At 69.5% G+C, this 15275-nt stretch carries 12 protein-coding genes; 9 read left to right on the forward strand and 3 right to left on the reverse strand.

From position 1 onward, the window contains the following. On the forward strand, positions 1-3360 hold the full coding sequence (locus CJ010_RS18510; protein ID WP_141019419.1) for an efflux RND transporter permease subunit: 3360 nt from the start codon (positions 1-3) through the stop codon (positions 3358-3360). Between the two features lie 21 nt (positions 3361-3381). Here the strand turns inward: CJ010_RS18510 and CJ010_RS18515 are convergent, their stop codons facing one another. Further along, a complete protein-coding gene (locus CJ010_RS18515; RefSeq protein ID WP_141019420.1) occupies positions 3382-4707 on the reverse strand; it encodes a leucine-rich repeat-containing protein kinase family protein in 1326 nt (441 codons plus the stop codon). A 198-nt stretch (positions 4708-4905) separates the two neighbouring features. Between CJ010_RS18515 and CJ010_RS18520 the strand changes: the two genes are divergently transcribed. The 7 genes from CJ010_RS18520 (at position 4906) to CJ010_RS18550 (ending at position 12058) form a co-directional block, all read left to right on the forward strand. Next, positions 4906-7263, forward strand: a complete 2358-nt coding sequence (locus tag CJ010_RS18520) for a heavy metal translocating P-type ATPase (RefSeq protein ID WP_371415671.1) — start codon at positions 4906-4908, stop codon at positions 7261-7263. Positions 7264-7283: 20 nt separating this feature from the next. Next, positions 7284-8126 (forward strand): class I SAM-dependent methyltransferase, encoded by an 843-nt coding sequence (locus CJ010_RS18525; protein ID WP_240794406.1) that lies wholly within the window; start codon positions 7284-7286, stop codon positions 8124-8126. Continuing rightward, entirely contained in the window at positions 8123-8392 is a 270-nt protein-coding gene (locus CJ010_RS18530; RefSeq protein WP_141019421.1) for a DUF2933 domain-containing protein, read from the forward strand. Before CJ010_RS18525 ends, CJ010_RS18530 begins: the two co-directional genes overlap by 4 nt. Next, on the forward strand, positions 8385-9026 hold the full coding sequence (locus CJ010_RS18535; protein ID WP_141019422.1) for an isoprenylcysteine carboxylmethyltransferase family protein: 642 nt from the start codon (positions 8385-8387) through the stop codon (positions 9024-9026). The genes CJ010_RS18530 and CJ010_RS18535 overlap by 8 nt, the downstream gene beginning before the upstream one ends. Before the next feature lie 224 nt (positions 9027-9250). Then, complete coding sequence (locus CJ010_RS18540) at positions 9251-10579, forward strand: ethylbenzene dehydrogenase-related protein (RefSeq protein ID WP_141019423.1); 1329 nt, start codon at positions 9251-9253, stop codon at positions 10577-10579. 142 nt (positions 10580-10721) lie between these two features. After that, a complete protein-coding gene (locus tag CJ010_RS18545) occupies positions 10722-11345 on the forward strand; it encodes a NapC/NirT family cytochrome c (protein WP_141019424.1) in 624 nt (207 codons plus the stop codon). Positions 11346-11509: 164 nt separating this feature from the next. Next, on the forward strand, positions 11510-12058 hold the full coding sequence (locus tag CJ010_RS18550; RefSeq protein ID WP_141019425.1) for a hypothetical protein: 549 nt from the start codon (positions 11510-11512) through the stop codon (positions 12056-12058). A 26-nt stretch (positions 12059-12084) separates the two neighbouring features. On the opposite strand, the gene CJ010_RS18555 is transcribed toward CJ010_RS18550, so the two are convergent. Further along, positions 12085-12558: a hypothetical protein gene (locus tag CJ010_RS18555; protein WP_168224984.1), complete on the reverse strand. Its 474-nt coding sequence runs from the start codon at positions 12556-12558 to the stop codon at positions 12085-12087. A 189-nt stretch (positions 12559-12747) separates the two neighbouring features. Between CJ010_RS18555 and CJ010_RS18560 the strand changes: the two genes are divergently transcribed. Continuing rightward, complete coding sequence (locus CJ010_RS18560; RefSeq protein WP_168224985.1) at positions 12748-13938, forward strand: MFS transporter; 1191 nt, start codon at positions 12748-12750, stop codon at positions 13936-13938. Here CJ010_RS18560 and chrA read toward each other — a convergent pair. Then, positions 13904-15274 (reverse strand): chromate efflux transporter, encoded by a 1371-nt coding sequence (gene chrA, locus CJ010_RS18565; protein ID WP_141019426.1) that lies wholly within the window; start codon positions 15272-15274, stop codon positions 13904-13906. The genes CJ010_RS18560 and chrA overlap by 35 nt on opposite strands. Between the last annotated feature and the right edge of the window lies 1 nt (position 15275).

Genomic DNA, 15275 nt, shown 5'->3' on the forward strand with positions numbered 1-15275 from the left:
ATGCTCGCCCGCCTGATCGACTGGTCCGCCCGCAACGTCTTCCTGGTCCTGCTCGGCACCCTGCTGCTGATCGGCGGCGGCCTCTACGCGGTCAAGCACACCCCGCTCGACGCCCTGCCCGATCTGTCGGATGTGCAGGTCATCGTCTATACCGACTACCCCGGCCAGGCGCCGCAGGTGGTGGAGGACCAGGTGACCTACCCGCTCACCACCGCGATGCTGGCGGTGCCGCGGGCCAAGGTGGTGCGCGGCTTCTCGATGTTCGGCGCGTCCTATGTGTACGTGATCTTCGAGGACGGCACCGACATCTACTGGGCGCGCTCGCGGGTGCTGGAATACCTCAGCACCGCCGCCGGTCGCCTGCCGCAGGGGGTGGCGCCGCAGATCGGACCGGACGCCACCGGCGTCGGCTGGGTCTATCAGTATGCGGTGCTCGGCAAGGACATGTCGCTCGCCGACACCCGCAGCCTGCAGGACTGGTATGTGCGCTACCAGCTCACCAAGGCCCACGGCGTGGCGGAAGTGGCGAGCGTCGGCGGCTTCGTGCGCGAGTACCAGGTCACCGTCGATCCGCGCCGGCTGGCCGGTTACGGCATCGCGCTCGATGAGGTGAGCCGCGCCATCCGCAACGCCAACCGCGACGTCGGCGGCCGCGTGGTGGAGATGGCGGAAAAGGAATACATGGTGCGTGGCCGCGGCTACCTGCGCAGCGTGGACGACATTGCCGGGCTGGTATTGAAGAGCGAGAACGGCACCCCGGTACGCATCGCCGACATCGGCCGCGTCGAGCTGGTGCCGGCCGAGCGCCGCGGCATCGCCGAGCTGAACGGCGAAGGCGAGGTCGCCTCCGGCATCGTCATGGCGCGCTTCGGCCAGAACGCGCTCGACGTGATCGCCAACGTCAAGGCCAAGATCGCCGAGATCGCCCCCGGCCTGCCCACGGGCGCCGAAATCGTGCCGGTATACGACCGCGCCGAACTGATCGAGCGCGCCATCGCCAACCTGCGATGGACGCTGCTGGAGGAAAGCCTGATCGTCGCCGCGGTGTGCGTGGTCTTCCTGCTGCACGTGCGCAGCGCGCTGGTCGCCATCATCACCCTGCCGCTCGGCATCCTGTTCGCCTTCGTCGCGATGCGCGCGCTCGGTCTGGGGGCGGACATCATGAGCCTGGGCGGGATCGCGATAGCGATCGGCGCGATGGTGGATGCGGCGATCGTGATGATCGAGAACGCGCACAAGCATCTGGAGCGGTTGGAGGCTTCAGCGCAAAGCAGGAGCGATGTCCGTGACGACTCGCCGTCCAACTCCCTCCCCTTCAAGGGGAGGGCGGGGGTGGGGATGGGGTTCGACGGCGATGGAAACCTACCCCATCCCCACCCTAACCCGGAAGTCTCCGCTTCGCCTCGCCGCTCCGGCGGCGCAGAGCAGTGCTCTGCGAAACCCCGCCTCCGCCCCCTTGAAGGGGAGGGAACCAACACCGCCCGCGTCGCCGCCATCCTCGCCGCCTGCAAGGAAGTCGGCCCCGCCCTCTTCTTCTCGCTGCTCATCATCACCGTCTCCTTCCTCCCCGTGTTCACCCTCGAAGGCCAGGAGGGCCGGCTGTTCTCGCCGCTCGCCTTCACCAAGACCTTCGCCATGGCGGGCGCGGCGCTGCTGTCGGTGACGCTGGTGCCGGTGCTGATGCTGTTCTTCGTGCGCGGCCGCATCCTGCCGGAGGCGAAGAACCCGGTGAACCGCCTGCTGATCTGGCTCTACCGCCCCATCATCCGCGCCGTGCTGCGCTTCAAGTGGGTCACCATCGCGCTGGCGCTGCTGGCGATGGCGGCGACGCTGGTTCCGGCGCGCCAGATCGGCTCGGAGTTCATGCCCACCCTCAACGAGGGCACGCTGTTCTACATGCCGGCGGCGCTGCCGGGGATGTCGACCACCGAGGCCGGGCGGCTGCTCGCCACCACCAACCGCATCATCAAGACCTTCCCCGAGGTGGAATCGGTCTATGGCAAGGCCGGCCGCGCCAACACCGCCACCGACCCGGCGCCGCTGGAGATGTTCGAGACCGTCATCAAGCTCAAGCCGCAAAGCGAATGGCGGCCGGGCCTCACCACCGACGCGCTGATCGCCGAGATGGACGCGGCACTCAAGTTCCCCGGCCTCGCCAATTCCTGGACCATGCCGATCAAGGCCCGCATCGACATGCTCAGCACCGGCATCCGCACGCCGGTGGGCGTCAAGGTGTTCGGCAAGGATCTGGAGACGCTGGAAACCGTCGCCAAACAGGTGGAGGCCGCGGTGCGCACCGTGCCGGGCACCGCCAGCGCCTACGCCGAACGCGTGGCCGGCGGCTACTACGTCGATATCGAACCCAGGCGCGAACAGCTCGCCCGCTACGGCCTGTCGGTCGACATGGTCCAGGAGGTGGTCGCCACCGCGCTCGGCGGCGACATGGTCACCACCACGGTGGAAGGCCTGGAGCGCTACAACGTCGCGGTGCGCTACCCGCGCGCGCTGCGCGACAGCCCGCAACGCATCGCCGCCGAGGTGCTGGTGCCGACCATGAACGGCGCCGTCCCGCTCGGCCAGCTCGCCGAGGTGCGCATCGTCCGCGGCGCCCCGGCGATACGCACCGAGAACGCCCTGCTCGCCGCCTATGTGTATGTCGACACCCGCGAGGCCGACATCGGCGCCTTCGTCAAGCGCGCGCAGCGGGCGGTGGCCGAGCAGGTCAGCTTCCCGGCCGGCTACTACGCCACCTGGAGCGGGCAGTTCGAGAACATGGAGCGCGCCAAGGAGAAGATGAAGATCGTCGTGCCGCTGACCCTGGTGCTGATCTTCGTGCTGCTCTACCTCAATTTCCGGCGGCTGACCGAGACCCTGATCGTGATGCTGTCGGTGCCCTTCGCCTTGGTCGGCGGGGTGTGGCTGATGTGGTGGCTGGGCTACCAGATGAGCGTGGCGGTGGCGGTCGGCTTCATCGCGCTCGCCGGCGTCGCCGCCGAAACCGGCGTCATCATGCTGATCTACCTCGACCACGCCTGGGACGCGATCCGCGCCCGCCGCGCCACCGAGGGCCGCGCGCCGACAGCGGCCGACCTCTACGCGGCCATCATGGAAGGCGCGGTGGAGCGGGTGCGGCCCAAGATGATGACGGTGGTGGCGATCATGGCCGGCCTCCTGCCCATCATGTGGAGCAGCGGCACCGGCGCCGAGGTCATGAGCCGCATCGCCGCACCGATGGTGGGCGGCATGATCTCCTCGACCGTGCTGACGCTGGCGGTGATCCCGGCGCTGTACGCGGTGGTGAAGGAATGGCAGTTGCGGCGGAGCGGCTACCAGCCGCTCTCGACCGCCACCGCGGACTGACAGCGCCGGGAGCCCGCCGGCTCAAGCAGGAAGCTGGCGGGCGCAGTCCGCCAGCAGGTGCTCGACGGCGGCGAAGCTCGGCCGCGACGACGGGCGCTCGTTCAGGCAGGCGCTCACCAGCGCCCCCAAGCCGGCCCGCAGCGCCGGCGTCGGGTCGCAGCGCTCGGCCAGTTCCTCCAGCAGACAGCCGAAGGCACGCAGTTCGATGCGCTCCAGGGCGGCAGCCAGCGCCGCGTCCTCGCGCCGGTAGAACGAGGCGGCGCCGAAATCGCCCAGCAGCACCCGCCCCTCGCCGTCATGCAGGATGTTGTGGCCATAGAGGTCGCCGTGCATCAGGCCGCGCGCATGCAGGTGGGTCGCCACCGAGGCGACGCCACCGGCAATGGACAGGGCCTGTTGCGGCGTGAAGCGCGTGCCTTCCGCATAGACGTCGCGGGTGCAGGACGCCATGCTCGGCGGGCCGGCGAGGTTGCGGAAGGCAGGCGGAATCAGCCCCATCACCAAGCCGCCGGCGCCGTCCGCACCGTCCGCCAGCTTGCCCAGCGCAGGCACCAGATTGGGATGGGCGCCGGCATGCACGCAGGCCGCCATCTCAGAGTGCGGCAGGCCGTCGCTGGTGACGGCGCCCTTGAAGCGCTTGACCGCAACCGCCTGCGGCGGCTCACCGCGCAGCAGCGCGCGCTGGATCACGCCCGACGCGCCCTCGCCCAGCTGCTCGCCCGCTTGCAGATCCGCCCAGTCCAGCGTGGCGATCGGGTCGTGCGCCAGCGCCGCGTCCTCCAGCCCGGTGCAGAACGGATTGCCGCCGAAGGCCAGCCAGCCCAGCCGCGGCATCGTCAACAGCCAGTCGGGCAGCGTCTCCAGGTGGTTGGCGGAGATCCGCAGCAGCTCCAGCCGCCGGCAATCGGCCAGACCGGCCGGCAGGGTGCGCAGGCGGTTGCCGGCCAGCATCAGCTTCTGCAACCGGGGGCAGCGGCCGATCTCGTCCGGCAGGGTGTCGATGCGGTTGTCGGTGAGGATGAACCAGCGCAGCTGCGCCGGCAGCGCGCCGCCGGACACGGTGGCGATGCGATTGGCCTTGAAGCCGACCATCTCCAGCTGCGGACAGCGGCCAAGCACCTCGGGCAGTTCGGTGAAGTCGTTATCCGAGCAGAACAGGATGCGCAGCCGCTGCAGGCGCGGCAGCTCGTCCGGCAGCGACGACAGCCGGTTGCCGGAGAGATCCAGCACCTCCAGCGTGTCGGCGAGCTGGAAGATCTCGCGCGGGAACTCGGTCAGCCCGCAGGCGAGCTTCAGGCGCTGCGCGCCGGCCAGCTTGCCCGCACGCAGGTCTTCGAGACTATCCATGGTTTCCTCAGCAGAACACGAAGCCGCCGCCCTCGGAACCGGGCCGGGGCGTCGCGGACGCGCAGGGTAGCGCAAATCGGCGGCCGCGCCGCAGATGACGGGAATGTCATCCGCCCGCCAGCCTGACGTCAGCCGCCGCGGCGCACTATGCTGAAAAAGCGGCAGCGCAATGCGCCGCTGCGCACGGGGAGTCCTGTCATGCGCCACCAACACCTGCATCACGACGGCGACGCGGTGCTTCATGCCGACCACCACCATCACGCCCCTCCGCCCGCCTCCGCCGACGACGCCAGAGACCCGGTCTGCGGCATGGCGGTGAAGCCGGATTCGCCCCATCGCGCCAGCCACGCCGGCCACGACTACCGCTTCTGCAGCGCGCACTGCCTGACCCGCTTCCAGGCCGACCCGCAGCGCTATCTCGCCCCGGCCACACAGCCCGAGACCGCCGCAGCCGACGGCACCGAATACACCTGCCCGATGCACCCCGAGATCCGCCAGATCGGCCCCGGCACCTGCCCCAAGTGCGGCATGGCGCTGGAACCGGTGCTGCCGTCGGCCGAGGCCGAAAGCAGCCCGGAACTCGCCGACTTCCGCCGCCGCTTCTGGTGGACGCTGCCGCTCACCCTGGCCGTCACCCTGATCGCGATGTCCGGCGGCCTGTTCGACCCGCTGCTCGGCGCCGCGCGGCCGTGGGTGGAACTCGCGCTCGCCACCCCGGTGGTGCTGTGGGCGGGCGCGCCCTTCTTCGTGCGCTGCGTGCAATCCATCCGCCAGCGCAGCCCCAACATGTGGACGCTGATCGGCCTGGGCACCGGCGCCGCCTATGTCTACAGCGTGATCGCCACCGTCGCGCCCGACCTCTTCCCGCACTCGTTCCGCATGGGCGAGCACGTCGCGGTGTATTTCGAAGCTGCCGCGGTGATCATCTCGCTGACCCTGCTCGGCCAGGTGATGGAACTGAAGGCGCGCGCCGAGACCGGCGCCGCGATCAAGGCGCTGCTCGGCCTCGCGCCCAAGACCGCGCGCCGCATCCGCACCGACGGCGGCGAGGAGGACATCCCGCTCGCCCATGTGCATCCGGGCGACCGCCTGCGCGTGCGCCCGGGCGAGAAGGTGCCGGTGGATGGCGGCGTGATCGAGGGCGAAAGCGCGGTGGACGAATCCATGCTCACCGGCGAACCCATCCCGGTGACCAAGCGGCCGGGCGACAAGCTGATCGGCGCCACGCTGAACACCAGCGGCGCGCTGGTGATGGTGGCGGAAAAAATCGGCAGCCAGACGGTGCTGGCGCAGATCGTGCAGATGGTGGCCCAGGCCCAGCGCTCGCGCGCGCCCATGCAGCGCATGGCCGACGTGGTCGCCGGCTGGTTCGTGGTCGGGGTGGTGCTGATCGCGCTCGCCAGCTTCTTCGCCTGGGGGCTCTACGGCCCGCAGCCGAGCTGGGCCTACGGCCTGATCAACGCCGTCGCGGTACTCATCATCGCCTGCCCCTGCGCGCTCGGCCTGGCGACGCCGATGTCGGTGATGGTCGCCACCGGCAAGGCCGCCACCCACGGCGTGCTGTTCCGCGACGCCGCGGCCATCGAATCGCTGCGCCAGGTCGACACCCTGATCGTGGACAAGACCGGCACCCTCACCGAAGGCCGCCCCGCCTTCCATGCCCTTGCCGCCGCCGCAGGCTGGACCGAGGACGAGGTGCTGCGCATCGCCGCCAGCCTCGACCAGGGCAGCGAACACCCGCTCGCCCACGCCATCGTCGCCGAGGCCAGGCAGCGCGGACTGAAGCTGACGACGCCGGACCGCTTCGAATCCTCGTCCGGCATCGGCGTACACGGCACGGTGGAAGGCCGCCGGGTGGTGCTCGGCAACAGCGCGCTGATGGACGACGAAGGCATCGCCTGGCAGCCCCTCGCCGCACGCGCCGAAGCGCTGCGCCAGGAGGGCGCCAGCGTGATGCACCTCGCGGTCGATGGCGCGCTCGCCGGACTGGTCGCGGTGGCCGACCCCATCAAGGCTTCCACCCCCGACGCGCTGCGCACGCTGCGCGACAGCGGCATGCGCATCGTCATGGCCACCGGCGACGGCCTCACCACCGCGCGCGCGGTCGGCGCCCGGCTGGGCATCGACGCGGTGCACGGCGAGGTCAAGCCGGCCGACAAGGATGCGCTGGTCGCCAGGCTGCAGGGCGAAGGCCGCGTCGTCGCGATGGCGGGCGACGGCATCAACGACGCCCCGGCGCTGGCGCGCGCCAACGTCGGCATCGCCATGGGCACCGGCACCGACGTGGCGATGAACAGCGCCCACCTGACGCTGGTGAAGGGCGACCTGCGCGGCATCGCCACCGCGCGCAACATCTCGCTCGCCACCGTCGCCAACATGCGCCAGAACCTGCTGTTCGCGCTGCTCTACAACGCCCTCGGCGTACCCATCGCCGCCGGCCTGCTCTACCCGGCCTTCGGCCTGCTGCTGTCGCCGATGATCGCCGCGCTGGCGATGAGCTTCAGCTCGGTGTCGGTGGTCGGCAACGCGCTGCGGCTGAACCGGGCGAAGGTCTGACCCCGCCACGGGGATGAGCCATGAAACGTCCGCTCGACAACTGGATGTGGATCTGCCCGGCACTGGCGGTGACGCTGGCGGCCGTGGTGCTGTGGCGCTGGGGGCCGGGCTGGCCGGGCGCGGTGGTGGCGGCGCTGCTGCTGGTCTGCCCGCTCATCCTGGTGTGGGCCGCCCTGCGCCTGCGCGGCACCGACGCCTACCCGACCGAAACCGCACCGCACACCCACGGCGTCACCCTGGGCTGGGCGGCGCCGATCTACGACTGGTACTGCCCCAGGCTCGGGCTCGGCCCCGCCTTTCGCCGCGAGACCCTGCGCCACGCCGCGCTGCGGGCCGGCGAACAGGTGCTCGACGTCGGCTGCGGCACCGGCGTGCTCACCCGCCTCGCGGCCGACGCGGTCGGCCCCGGCGGCAGCGTCACCGGCATCGACGCCGCGCCGGCGATGATCGCGGCCGCCCGCCGCGCCGCCGCTGCCGAAGCGAGCCGGGCGCGCTTCGAGGTCGCCGCGATCGAGGCGCTGCCCTTTGCCGATGCGTCCTTCGACGCGGTGCTGTCGAGCGCCATGCTGCACCACCTGCCGCCCGCCACCAAGCTCGCCGGCCTGCGCGAGGTGCATCGCGTGCTCAAGCCGGGCGGCCGGCTCGTCATCGTCGATCTCGACCGCCCGGCCACGCCGCTGTGGTGGCTGCTGCTGTGGCCGATGCTGGCGATGCCGATGACCGCCGCCAACCTGCGCGGCGAGATTCCCGCCTTCCTGCAACGCAGCGGTTTCGATACCGTCGAGAAACGCGGGCACTGGATGGGTCTGCTCGGCTTCTGGGTCGCCTGCCCGGCATCGCCCCGCCCGGGAGAACCGTCATGAGCTCATTGCACGACGCCCCCCGTTCGCCCCCGCCGCAGGACAAGGGGCAGACAAAACCGAAATGGGTGTTCATCGGCTTTCTCGCCCTGGCCGCCTTCTACCTGCTCGCCGAACACCGCGCCCATCTGCTCGGCCTGCTGCCCTGGCTGTTGCTGCTCGCCTGCCCGCTGATGCATCTGTTCATGCATCACGGCCATCGCCCTCACGGCGGCGGTCACGGTCACGACCGGCGGCATGCCGACGCCGCGGAGAAACGCGATGTCTGACACGCCCGCCTACGGCCTGTGGTCGCTGGTCGTCATCAACTCGCTATTCTTCATCGCCTTCGCCTTCAGCTTCGCCCGGCCGCGCAGCTCGCGCGACTGGCGCTCGCTCGGCGCCTACTCGGCCTTCATCGTCGCGCTGTTCACCGAGATGTACGGCTTTCCGCTGACGATCTATCTGCTGTCGGGCTGGCTGTCCGCGCACTTTCCCGGCGTGGATTTCTCGGCCCACGATTCCGGCCATCTGCTGGAAGTCATGTTCGGCTGGCGCGGCAATCCGCACTTCGGACCCTTCCATCTGGCCAGCACCGCATTCATCGTCGCCGGCTTCTGGCTGCTGGCGAAGGCCTGGCCGGTGCTGTACCAGGCGCAGCGCGAGCATCGCGTGGCCTGCACCGGCCCCTATGCGCGCATCCGCCATCCGCAGTACGTCGCCTTCGTGCTGGTGATGTCCGGCTTCCTGCTGCAATGGCCGACGCTGGTGACGCTGGCGATGTTCCCGGTGCTGCTGCTGGTCTATGCCCGCCTCGCGCGCCGCGAGGAAGACGATGCGATCGCCGGATTCGGTGACGAGTACCGGCGCTACCGCGAGCGCACGCCCGCCTTCGTTCCGCGCCTGCGCGCCGGCCCCGACTAGCGGGTGCCGGTGCCCGGGCGTGTCGCCTTGCACCACCGGCACCATTCGTTTGCCTCATCGATAGTCCGATGTGCTATGAAGGATCAAAGCCGGACGCGCTTCGAGTCGCCTCGGCAGGCGACCGCAGCACCTCGGCAATAAAAAGCGCACCGGGCCCCGGCCTGCCAGTGCTTTCCCATCCCCCAGCACGTTTGTCGTACGAACCGGACGGAGGAGGAGACACGATGATTGCATCGACATCGAAGCCCGCGCACGGCGTGGCGATTGCAGCACTGGCGGCAACGTTTTCGACAACGGCGCTGTCGGCGCCACCGGCCGACTGGTCGCAGATTCCGGTCCAGACCATCAAGTTGTTCTACCCGGGCCAGAGCAGCTACGACTGGCTCAAGAGCCCCGCCCACAAGCGCGCCGACGGCAAGGTCAAGGCCGGCGATTCCTGTATCTCGTGCCATGAGGGGGAAGAGGCCGAAATCGGCGCCAAGCTCGTCAAGGGCGACCGCCTCGAACCCGCGCCCATCGCCGGCAAGCAGGGCGTCATGGACCTCCAGGTCCAGGCCGCCCACGACGCCACCAACCTCTACCTGCGCTTCCAGTGGAAGACCCAGATGGATCGTGCCGGCCAGATGCACGACTACATGATGTACGACGGCGAGAAATGGGTCTTCTTCGGCGATGCCCGCTCCGAGGAAAAGGTGCGCAGCGGCGCCGAACCGCCGCTCTACGAGGACCGCCTGGCGCTGATGATAGACGACGGCAAGGTGCCGCTGTTCAAGAACCAGGGCTGCTGGCTGACCTGCCACAACGGCATGCGCGACATGCCCGGCGAGGTGGGCAAGGAGCAGGTGCAGGCCCATGCGCTGATCGGCAAGACGCTGAAGGAAAGCGATGTCCGCAAGTACCTGCCCGGCACCCGCAGCGACGACGCCGCGAGCTGGGACAAGACCCGCTCCGCGGAAGACATCGCCCGGCTCAAGGCAGCGGGCGAGTTCCTCGAGCTGATGCAGTGGCGCGCCCATCGCAGCAACCCGGTCGGGATGGCCGACGACGGTTACGTGCTCGAATACCGCCTGTCCGACGAAGGCAAGAATCCCTTCAGCTGGAATGTGGACCGCAAGACCATGACGCCGAAGTTCATGTTCGATGCCAGGAAGGTGGGCGCCAAGGCGATCACGCTGCAGGACATCGGCAACGCATCCAAGCCCCACGCCATCATCCGGGAAGAGAACGCGGTGGCCTACGATGCCGCGGCCGGATGGAAGAAAGGCGACGTGCTCCCCGGGCGCCTGCTGTCGCGCGCCGACGCCAGCGGCTCGGCGGCCGACAACGCGGACGTCAAGGGCAGCTGGAAGGACGGCATGTGGACGGTGGTGTGGACGCGCAAGCTCGACACCGGCCACCCGGCCGACGACAAGGCGCTCAAACCCGGCAGCGTGGTCAGCGTGGGCTTCGCCGTCCATGACGACAACGTCACCACCCGCTTCCACCACGTGTCCTTCCCGATGACCCTGGGCATCGGCGCCAAGGGCGCGATCTCCTCGACAGCGGTGAAATAGGGCTGGGGCGCTGCACGGCGGCGGCGATGTCCTCGCGCATCGCCGCGCGCAGCACACGCCGCGAACCTGCCCCACCCACGCACGGCCACGCTGGCACGGCGCGCTGCAGGGCGGCGGCGCCACATCGAACAAGGGGAAACCAATGGCCCAATCCGACCCCGCAACCGGATCAAACGCGCTCAAGCGGCTGTGGCGCTGGTTCTGGCAACCGAGCACCCGCTACGCCTGGGGCGGCATCCTCATCGCCGGCGTCATCGCCGGCATCCTGTTCTGGGGCGGCTTCCACACCGTGCTCGAAGCGACCAACACCCAGGCCTTCTGCACCTCCTGCCACGAGATGAAGGCCTTCGTCCTGCCGGAATACCAGGCCTCGCCCCATTACCGCAACACCGCCGGCGTGCGGGCCAGCTGCCCCGACTGCCACGTCCCGCGCGAATGGGGGCCGAAGCTGGCGCGCAAGATCCGCGCGACCAACGAGCTGTATCACAAGCTGCTGGGCACCATAGACACCCGCGAGAAGTTCGAGGCAATGCGCCTGCAGCTGGCGGGCAATGTGTGGCGCACGATGAAGGCGAGCGATTCGCGCGAGTGCCGCAACTGTCACTCGTTCGACGCGATGAACATCGAGGGCCAGGCCAAGCGGGCACAGCGCTTTCACGCGGAGGCCACCGCCAACAAGGAAACCTGCATCGACTGCCACCAGGGCATCGCGCACAAGCTGCCCGACGGCTGGGAGGCGCACTACGAGAAGGCCATCGCCCGCTGACACCGGGGCAGCGTCAGTAAGCGCACGCGGGCGGCCGCCACGCGAAGGTCTTCGCCGCGCACACCACCGGCGAGGGCAAGCGCATCCGCAGGCCACAGCTGGCCTGGCACCGTCCGTGCTTCCCTGTCTTCCATCCCGCATCGGACGAACACCACGGAATCCCCATGCTGACCGAAGACGAAGCCCGCGCCCGCCTCCTCACCCATCCGCTGCCAGCCAACCCCTGGGTGTACGCCACCGACCGCGCCGTCATCATCAAGGCCGACTACACCGACACCATAGAGCGCATGCTGCGCTGGGTGCCGAAGACGCGCTGGAGTGCAAAATACCGCTGCTGGATCGTGCCGCTGTCCGGGCTGGAACTGGTGCGCTCGGTACTGCCGGAGCTCAGCCGGCTGGCCGAGGCGATGCAGGAGACGCCGGTGGCGCCGACTACGGAACCGGCCGATGCCGACGCCGGGGTGCTGGCGCGCAAGTGGTTTGCCGACAGCGCGCGGCTGCTCTACGGCAGCGACTGGCAGCGCGAAACCGCACGCGCACTCGGTCGCGAAGAGGCGGCGCTCGCACGCTGGGTGCTGGGCGAAGACGTGCTGGAAGCACCGCCGGCGGTGCTGCTGGACGAAATGCTGGCGCTGATGCGCCGGCGCGCGGCGGACATCACCGCTGCGGCCGACACGCTGGCACAGCGGCTGGCCGCGGCGACGCCCGCCTGACGCATGGCGCCGCCGGGCCGGCCGGCTCAGATCATGCGGACCTGATCGGCCTTGACGGTGAATTGCAGGCGGTCGGCCTGGTCGAAGGCCGCCAGCGGCACCTCATAGACGAACTGGTTTTCGTACCAGGCGCGGCCGTAGGGCAGGAACAGGCTGCTCGCCGGCAGCGCCAGCAGACAGGTATCGCCCGCGAACAGCGCCACCGAAAACGCCGCGCTGCCCGGCGCTTCGGGCACGTTGTCGTCGCCGAAGGCCTCGAACTGGAAGAAGACCTTGGCCGAGTCGATGCCGCCTTCCGCCGTCTTCACAGCGGTGACGCGGATGTTCTGGTAGCGGCGACCGACCTTGTCGTCATGGGTGAGCTGGATGAACTCATGCAGCTTGCCCTTCTTCACCTGCGTGTCGTCCTGCACGGGAATCCCCAGCTGGGCCATGCCCAGGCCAGTGGTCTTGGCGGTCTTCAGCTCGACGAAAGTGGTGTTCTCAGCCAGTGTAGGCACGATGCGCTCCGTGGTTTCGATTGCGACAAGGACAGGATTCGTGCGCGACAAACACCGCACAAAAAGCGCGGTCACGGTCGCGTCAGTAGGGAATAAGCAGATTCGGTGCCAATCGCCGGCGCGGCTGGCATCACCGGCCGCAACACCCAGCCCTTACCATCACGGCATGCCATCGCCCGTCGCACGTCCATGAGCACAGTGAAATCCGCCCCCCGCCTGCCGCGCGCAATCTGGATGCTGGGCTTCGTCAGCCTGCTGATGGATGTCTCGTCCGAGTTGATCCACAGCCTGCTGCCGGTCTTCCTGGTGGCCTCGCTCGGCGCGAGCGCGCTGGTGATCGGCCTCATCGAAGGCGCGGCCGAGGCCACCGCGCTCATCGTACGGGTCTTTTCCGGCGTGCTGTCGGACTACTGGGGCAAGCGCAAGCCGCTGGCGGTGCTGGGCTATGGGCTGGGGGCGCTGTCCAAGCCGCTGTTCGCGATCGCCGCCGGGCCGGGCATGGTGCTCGCCGCCCGGCTGATAGACCGCGTCGGCAAGGGCATACGCGGCGCACCGCGCGATGCGCTGGTGGCGGACATCGCGCCGGCCGCACTGCGCGGTGCGGCCTTCGGCCTGCGCCAGTCGCTCGATACCGTCGGCGCCTTCCTCGGCCCGCTACTGGCCATCGGCCTGATGCTGCTGTGGGCCAACGACTTCCGTGCGGTGTTCTGGGTCGCCATCGTGCCCGGCTTCCTGGCGGTGGCCCTGCTGCTATTCGGTGTGAGCGAACCCGAGCGGCCGCCGCAGGCGGCGGCGATCAACCCGATCCGCAGGGAGGCACTGCGCCGCCTGTCGCGCGCCTACTGGCGAGTGGTGACGATAGGCGCCATCTTCACGCTGGCGCGCTTTTCCGAAGCCTTCCTGGTGCTGCGTGCGCTCGACGGCGGCCTGCCCATCGCCTATTCGCCGCTGGCCCTGATCGTGATGAACGTGGTCTATGCGCTGTCCGCCTACCCCTTCGGCAAGCTCTCCGACGGCATGAGCCACACCCGGCTGCTGGCGCTCGGCCTGGCGGTGCTGATCGCCGCCGACCTCGCCTTTGCCGCCGGTACGCACTGGAGCACGCTCGCCACCGGCATCGTGCTGTGGGGCTTGCACATGGGTATCACCCAGGGTCTGCTCGCGCGCATGGTGGCCGATACCGCACCGGCCGAACTGCGCGGCACCGCCTTCGGCTTCTTCAACCTGGTGAGCGGGCTGGCGATGCTGGTGGCCAGCGTGCTCGCCGGCCTGCTGTGGGAAAGCCTGGGCGCCGCCTGGACCTTCGCCGCCGGCGCGGCGTTCGGCACGCTGGCGCTCGTGGCGCTCAGCCGGCCAGCAGCCTCACCGCCAGGCCGATGAGCGCGCACGCGCCGATCACCTGCATCACGTTCAGCTTGTAGCGGAACAGCGCCACCGCGGCGGCCAGCGCGATCAGCGCCGACGGCCAGTCGAATTCGCCGCCGAAGCCGGCCGGCCACAGCACGTGGTAGCCGAAGAACATCGCGAGGTTGAGGATCACGCCGACCACCGCCGCGGTGATGGCGGTGAGCGGAGCGGTGAATTTCAGGTCGTCGTGGGTGGCTTCGACCAGCGGACCGCCGGCGAAGATGAACAGGAAGGACGGCAGGAAGGTGAACCAGGTCACCAGCGCCGCGGCCGCCGCACCGGCGAGAAACTGCGCCTGCGGCCCGAACAGCGCCTGCACGTAGCCGCCGACGAAGCCGACGAAGGCCACCACCATGATCAGCGGCCCCGGCGTGGTTTCGCCCAGGGCGAGGCCGTCTATCATCTGCACCGGCGTCAGCCAGCCGTAGTGGCCGACCGCGCCCTGGTAGACATAGGGCAGCACCGCGTAGGCGCCGCCGAAGGTCAGCAGCGCCGCCTTGGTGAAGAACCAGCCCATCTGGGTGAAGGTATCGTGCCAGCCCAGCGTGGCGGTCAGCAAGGCCATCGGCACCAGCCACAGCAAGGCACCAATGACCGCGAGCCGGATCAGCCGCGGCCAGCGGAAGCGGGCGTGCTCGGGGGTGGGCGTGTCGTCGTCGATCAGCGCGGCGCCATAGGACTTGCCCGCCTTGCCGTGGCCGCCGCCGGCCTGGAATTTCGCCGGGGCAATCCGCCCGCCGATGAAGCCGATGGCGGCGGCCCCCAGCACGATGGCCGGGAAAGGCACGTTGAGCGCGAAGATGGCCACGAAGGATGCCCCGGCGATCGCCCACAGCAGGCCGTTTTTCAGCGCGCGCGAGCCGATGCGGTGGGCGGCGTGGACCACGATGGCGGTCACTGCCGGCTTGATGCCGTAGAACAGCCCCGCCACCAGCGGCACGTTGCCGAAGGCGATGTAGACCCAGGACAGCGCGATCAGGATGAAGAGCGAGGGCAGCACGAACAGCCCGCCCGCCACCACCCCGCCCCAGCCGCGGTGCAGCAGCCAGCCGATGTAGGTGGCGAGCTGCTGCGCCTCCGGCCCGGGCAGCACCATGCAGTAGTTGAGCGCGTGCAGGAAGCGCTTCTCGCTGATCCAGCGCCGGCGCTCGACCAGCTCGGTGTGCATGATGGCGATCTGCCCGGCCGGCCCGCCGAAGCTGATGAAGCCGAGCTTCAACCAGAACAGGAAGGCCTCCCAGCGGCCGACGGTGGCCGGTGCCTGAGACGGGGCGAGTTCGGTGGCGGCGGGGGTGGCGATGTCGTTCATC

It is taken from the genome of Azoarcus sp. DD4 (genome assembly GCF_006496635.1).
Classification (GTDB): Bacteria; Pseudomonadota; Gammaproteobacteria; order Burkholderiales; family Rhodocyclaceae; genus Azoarcus.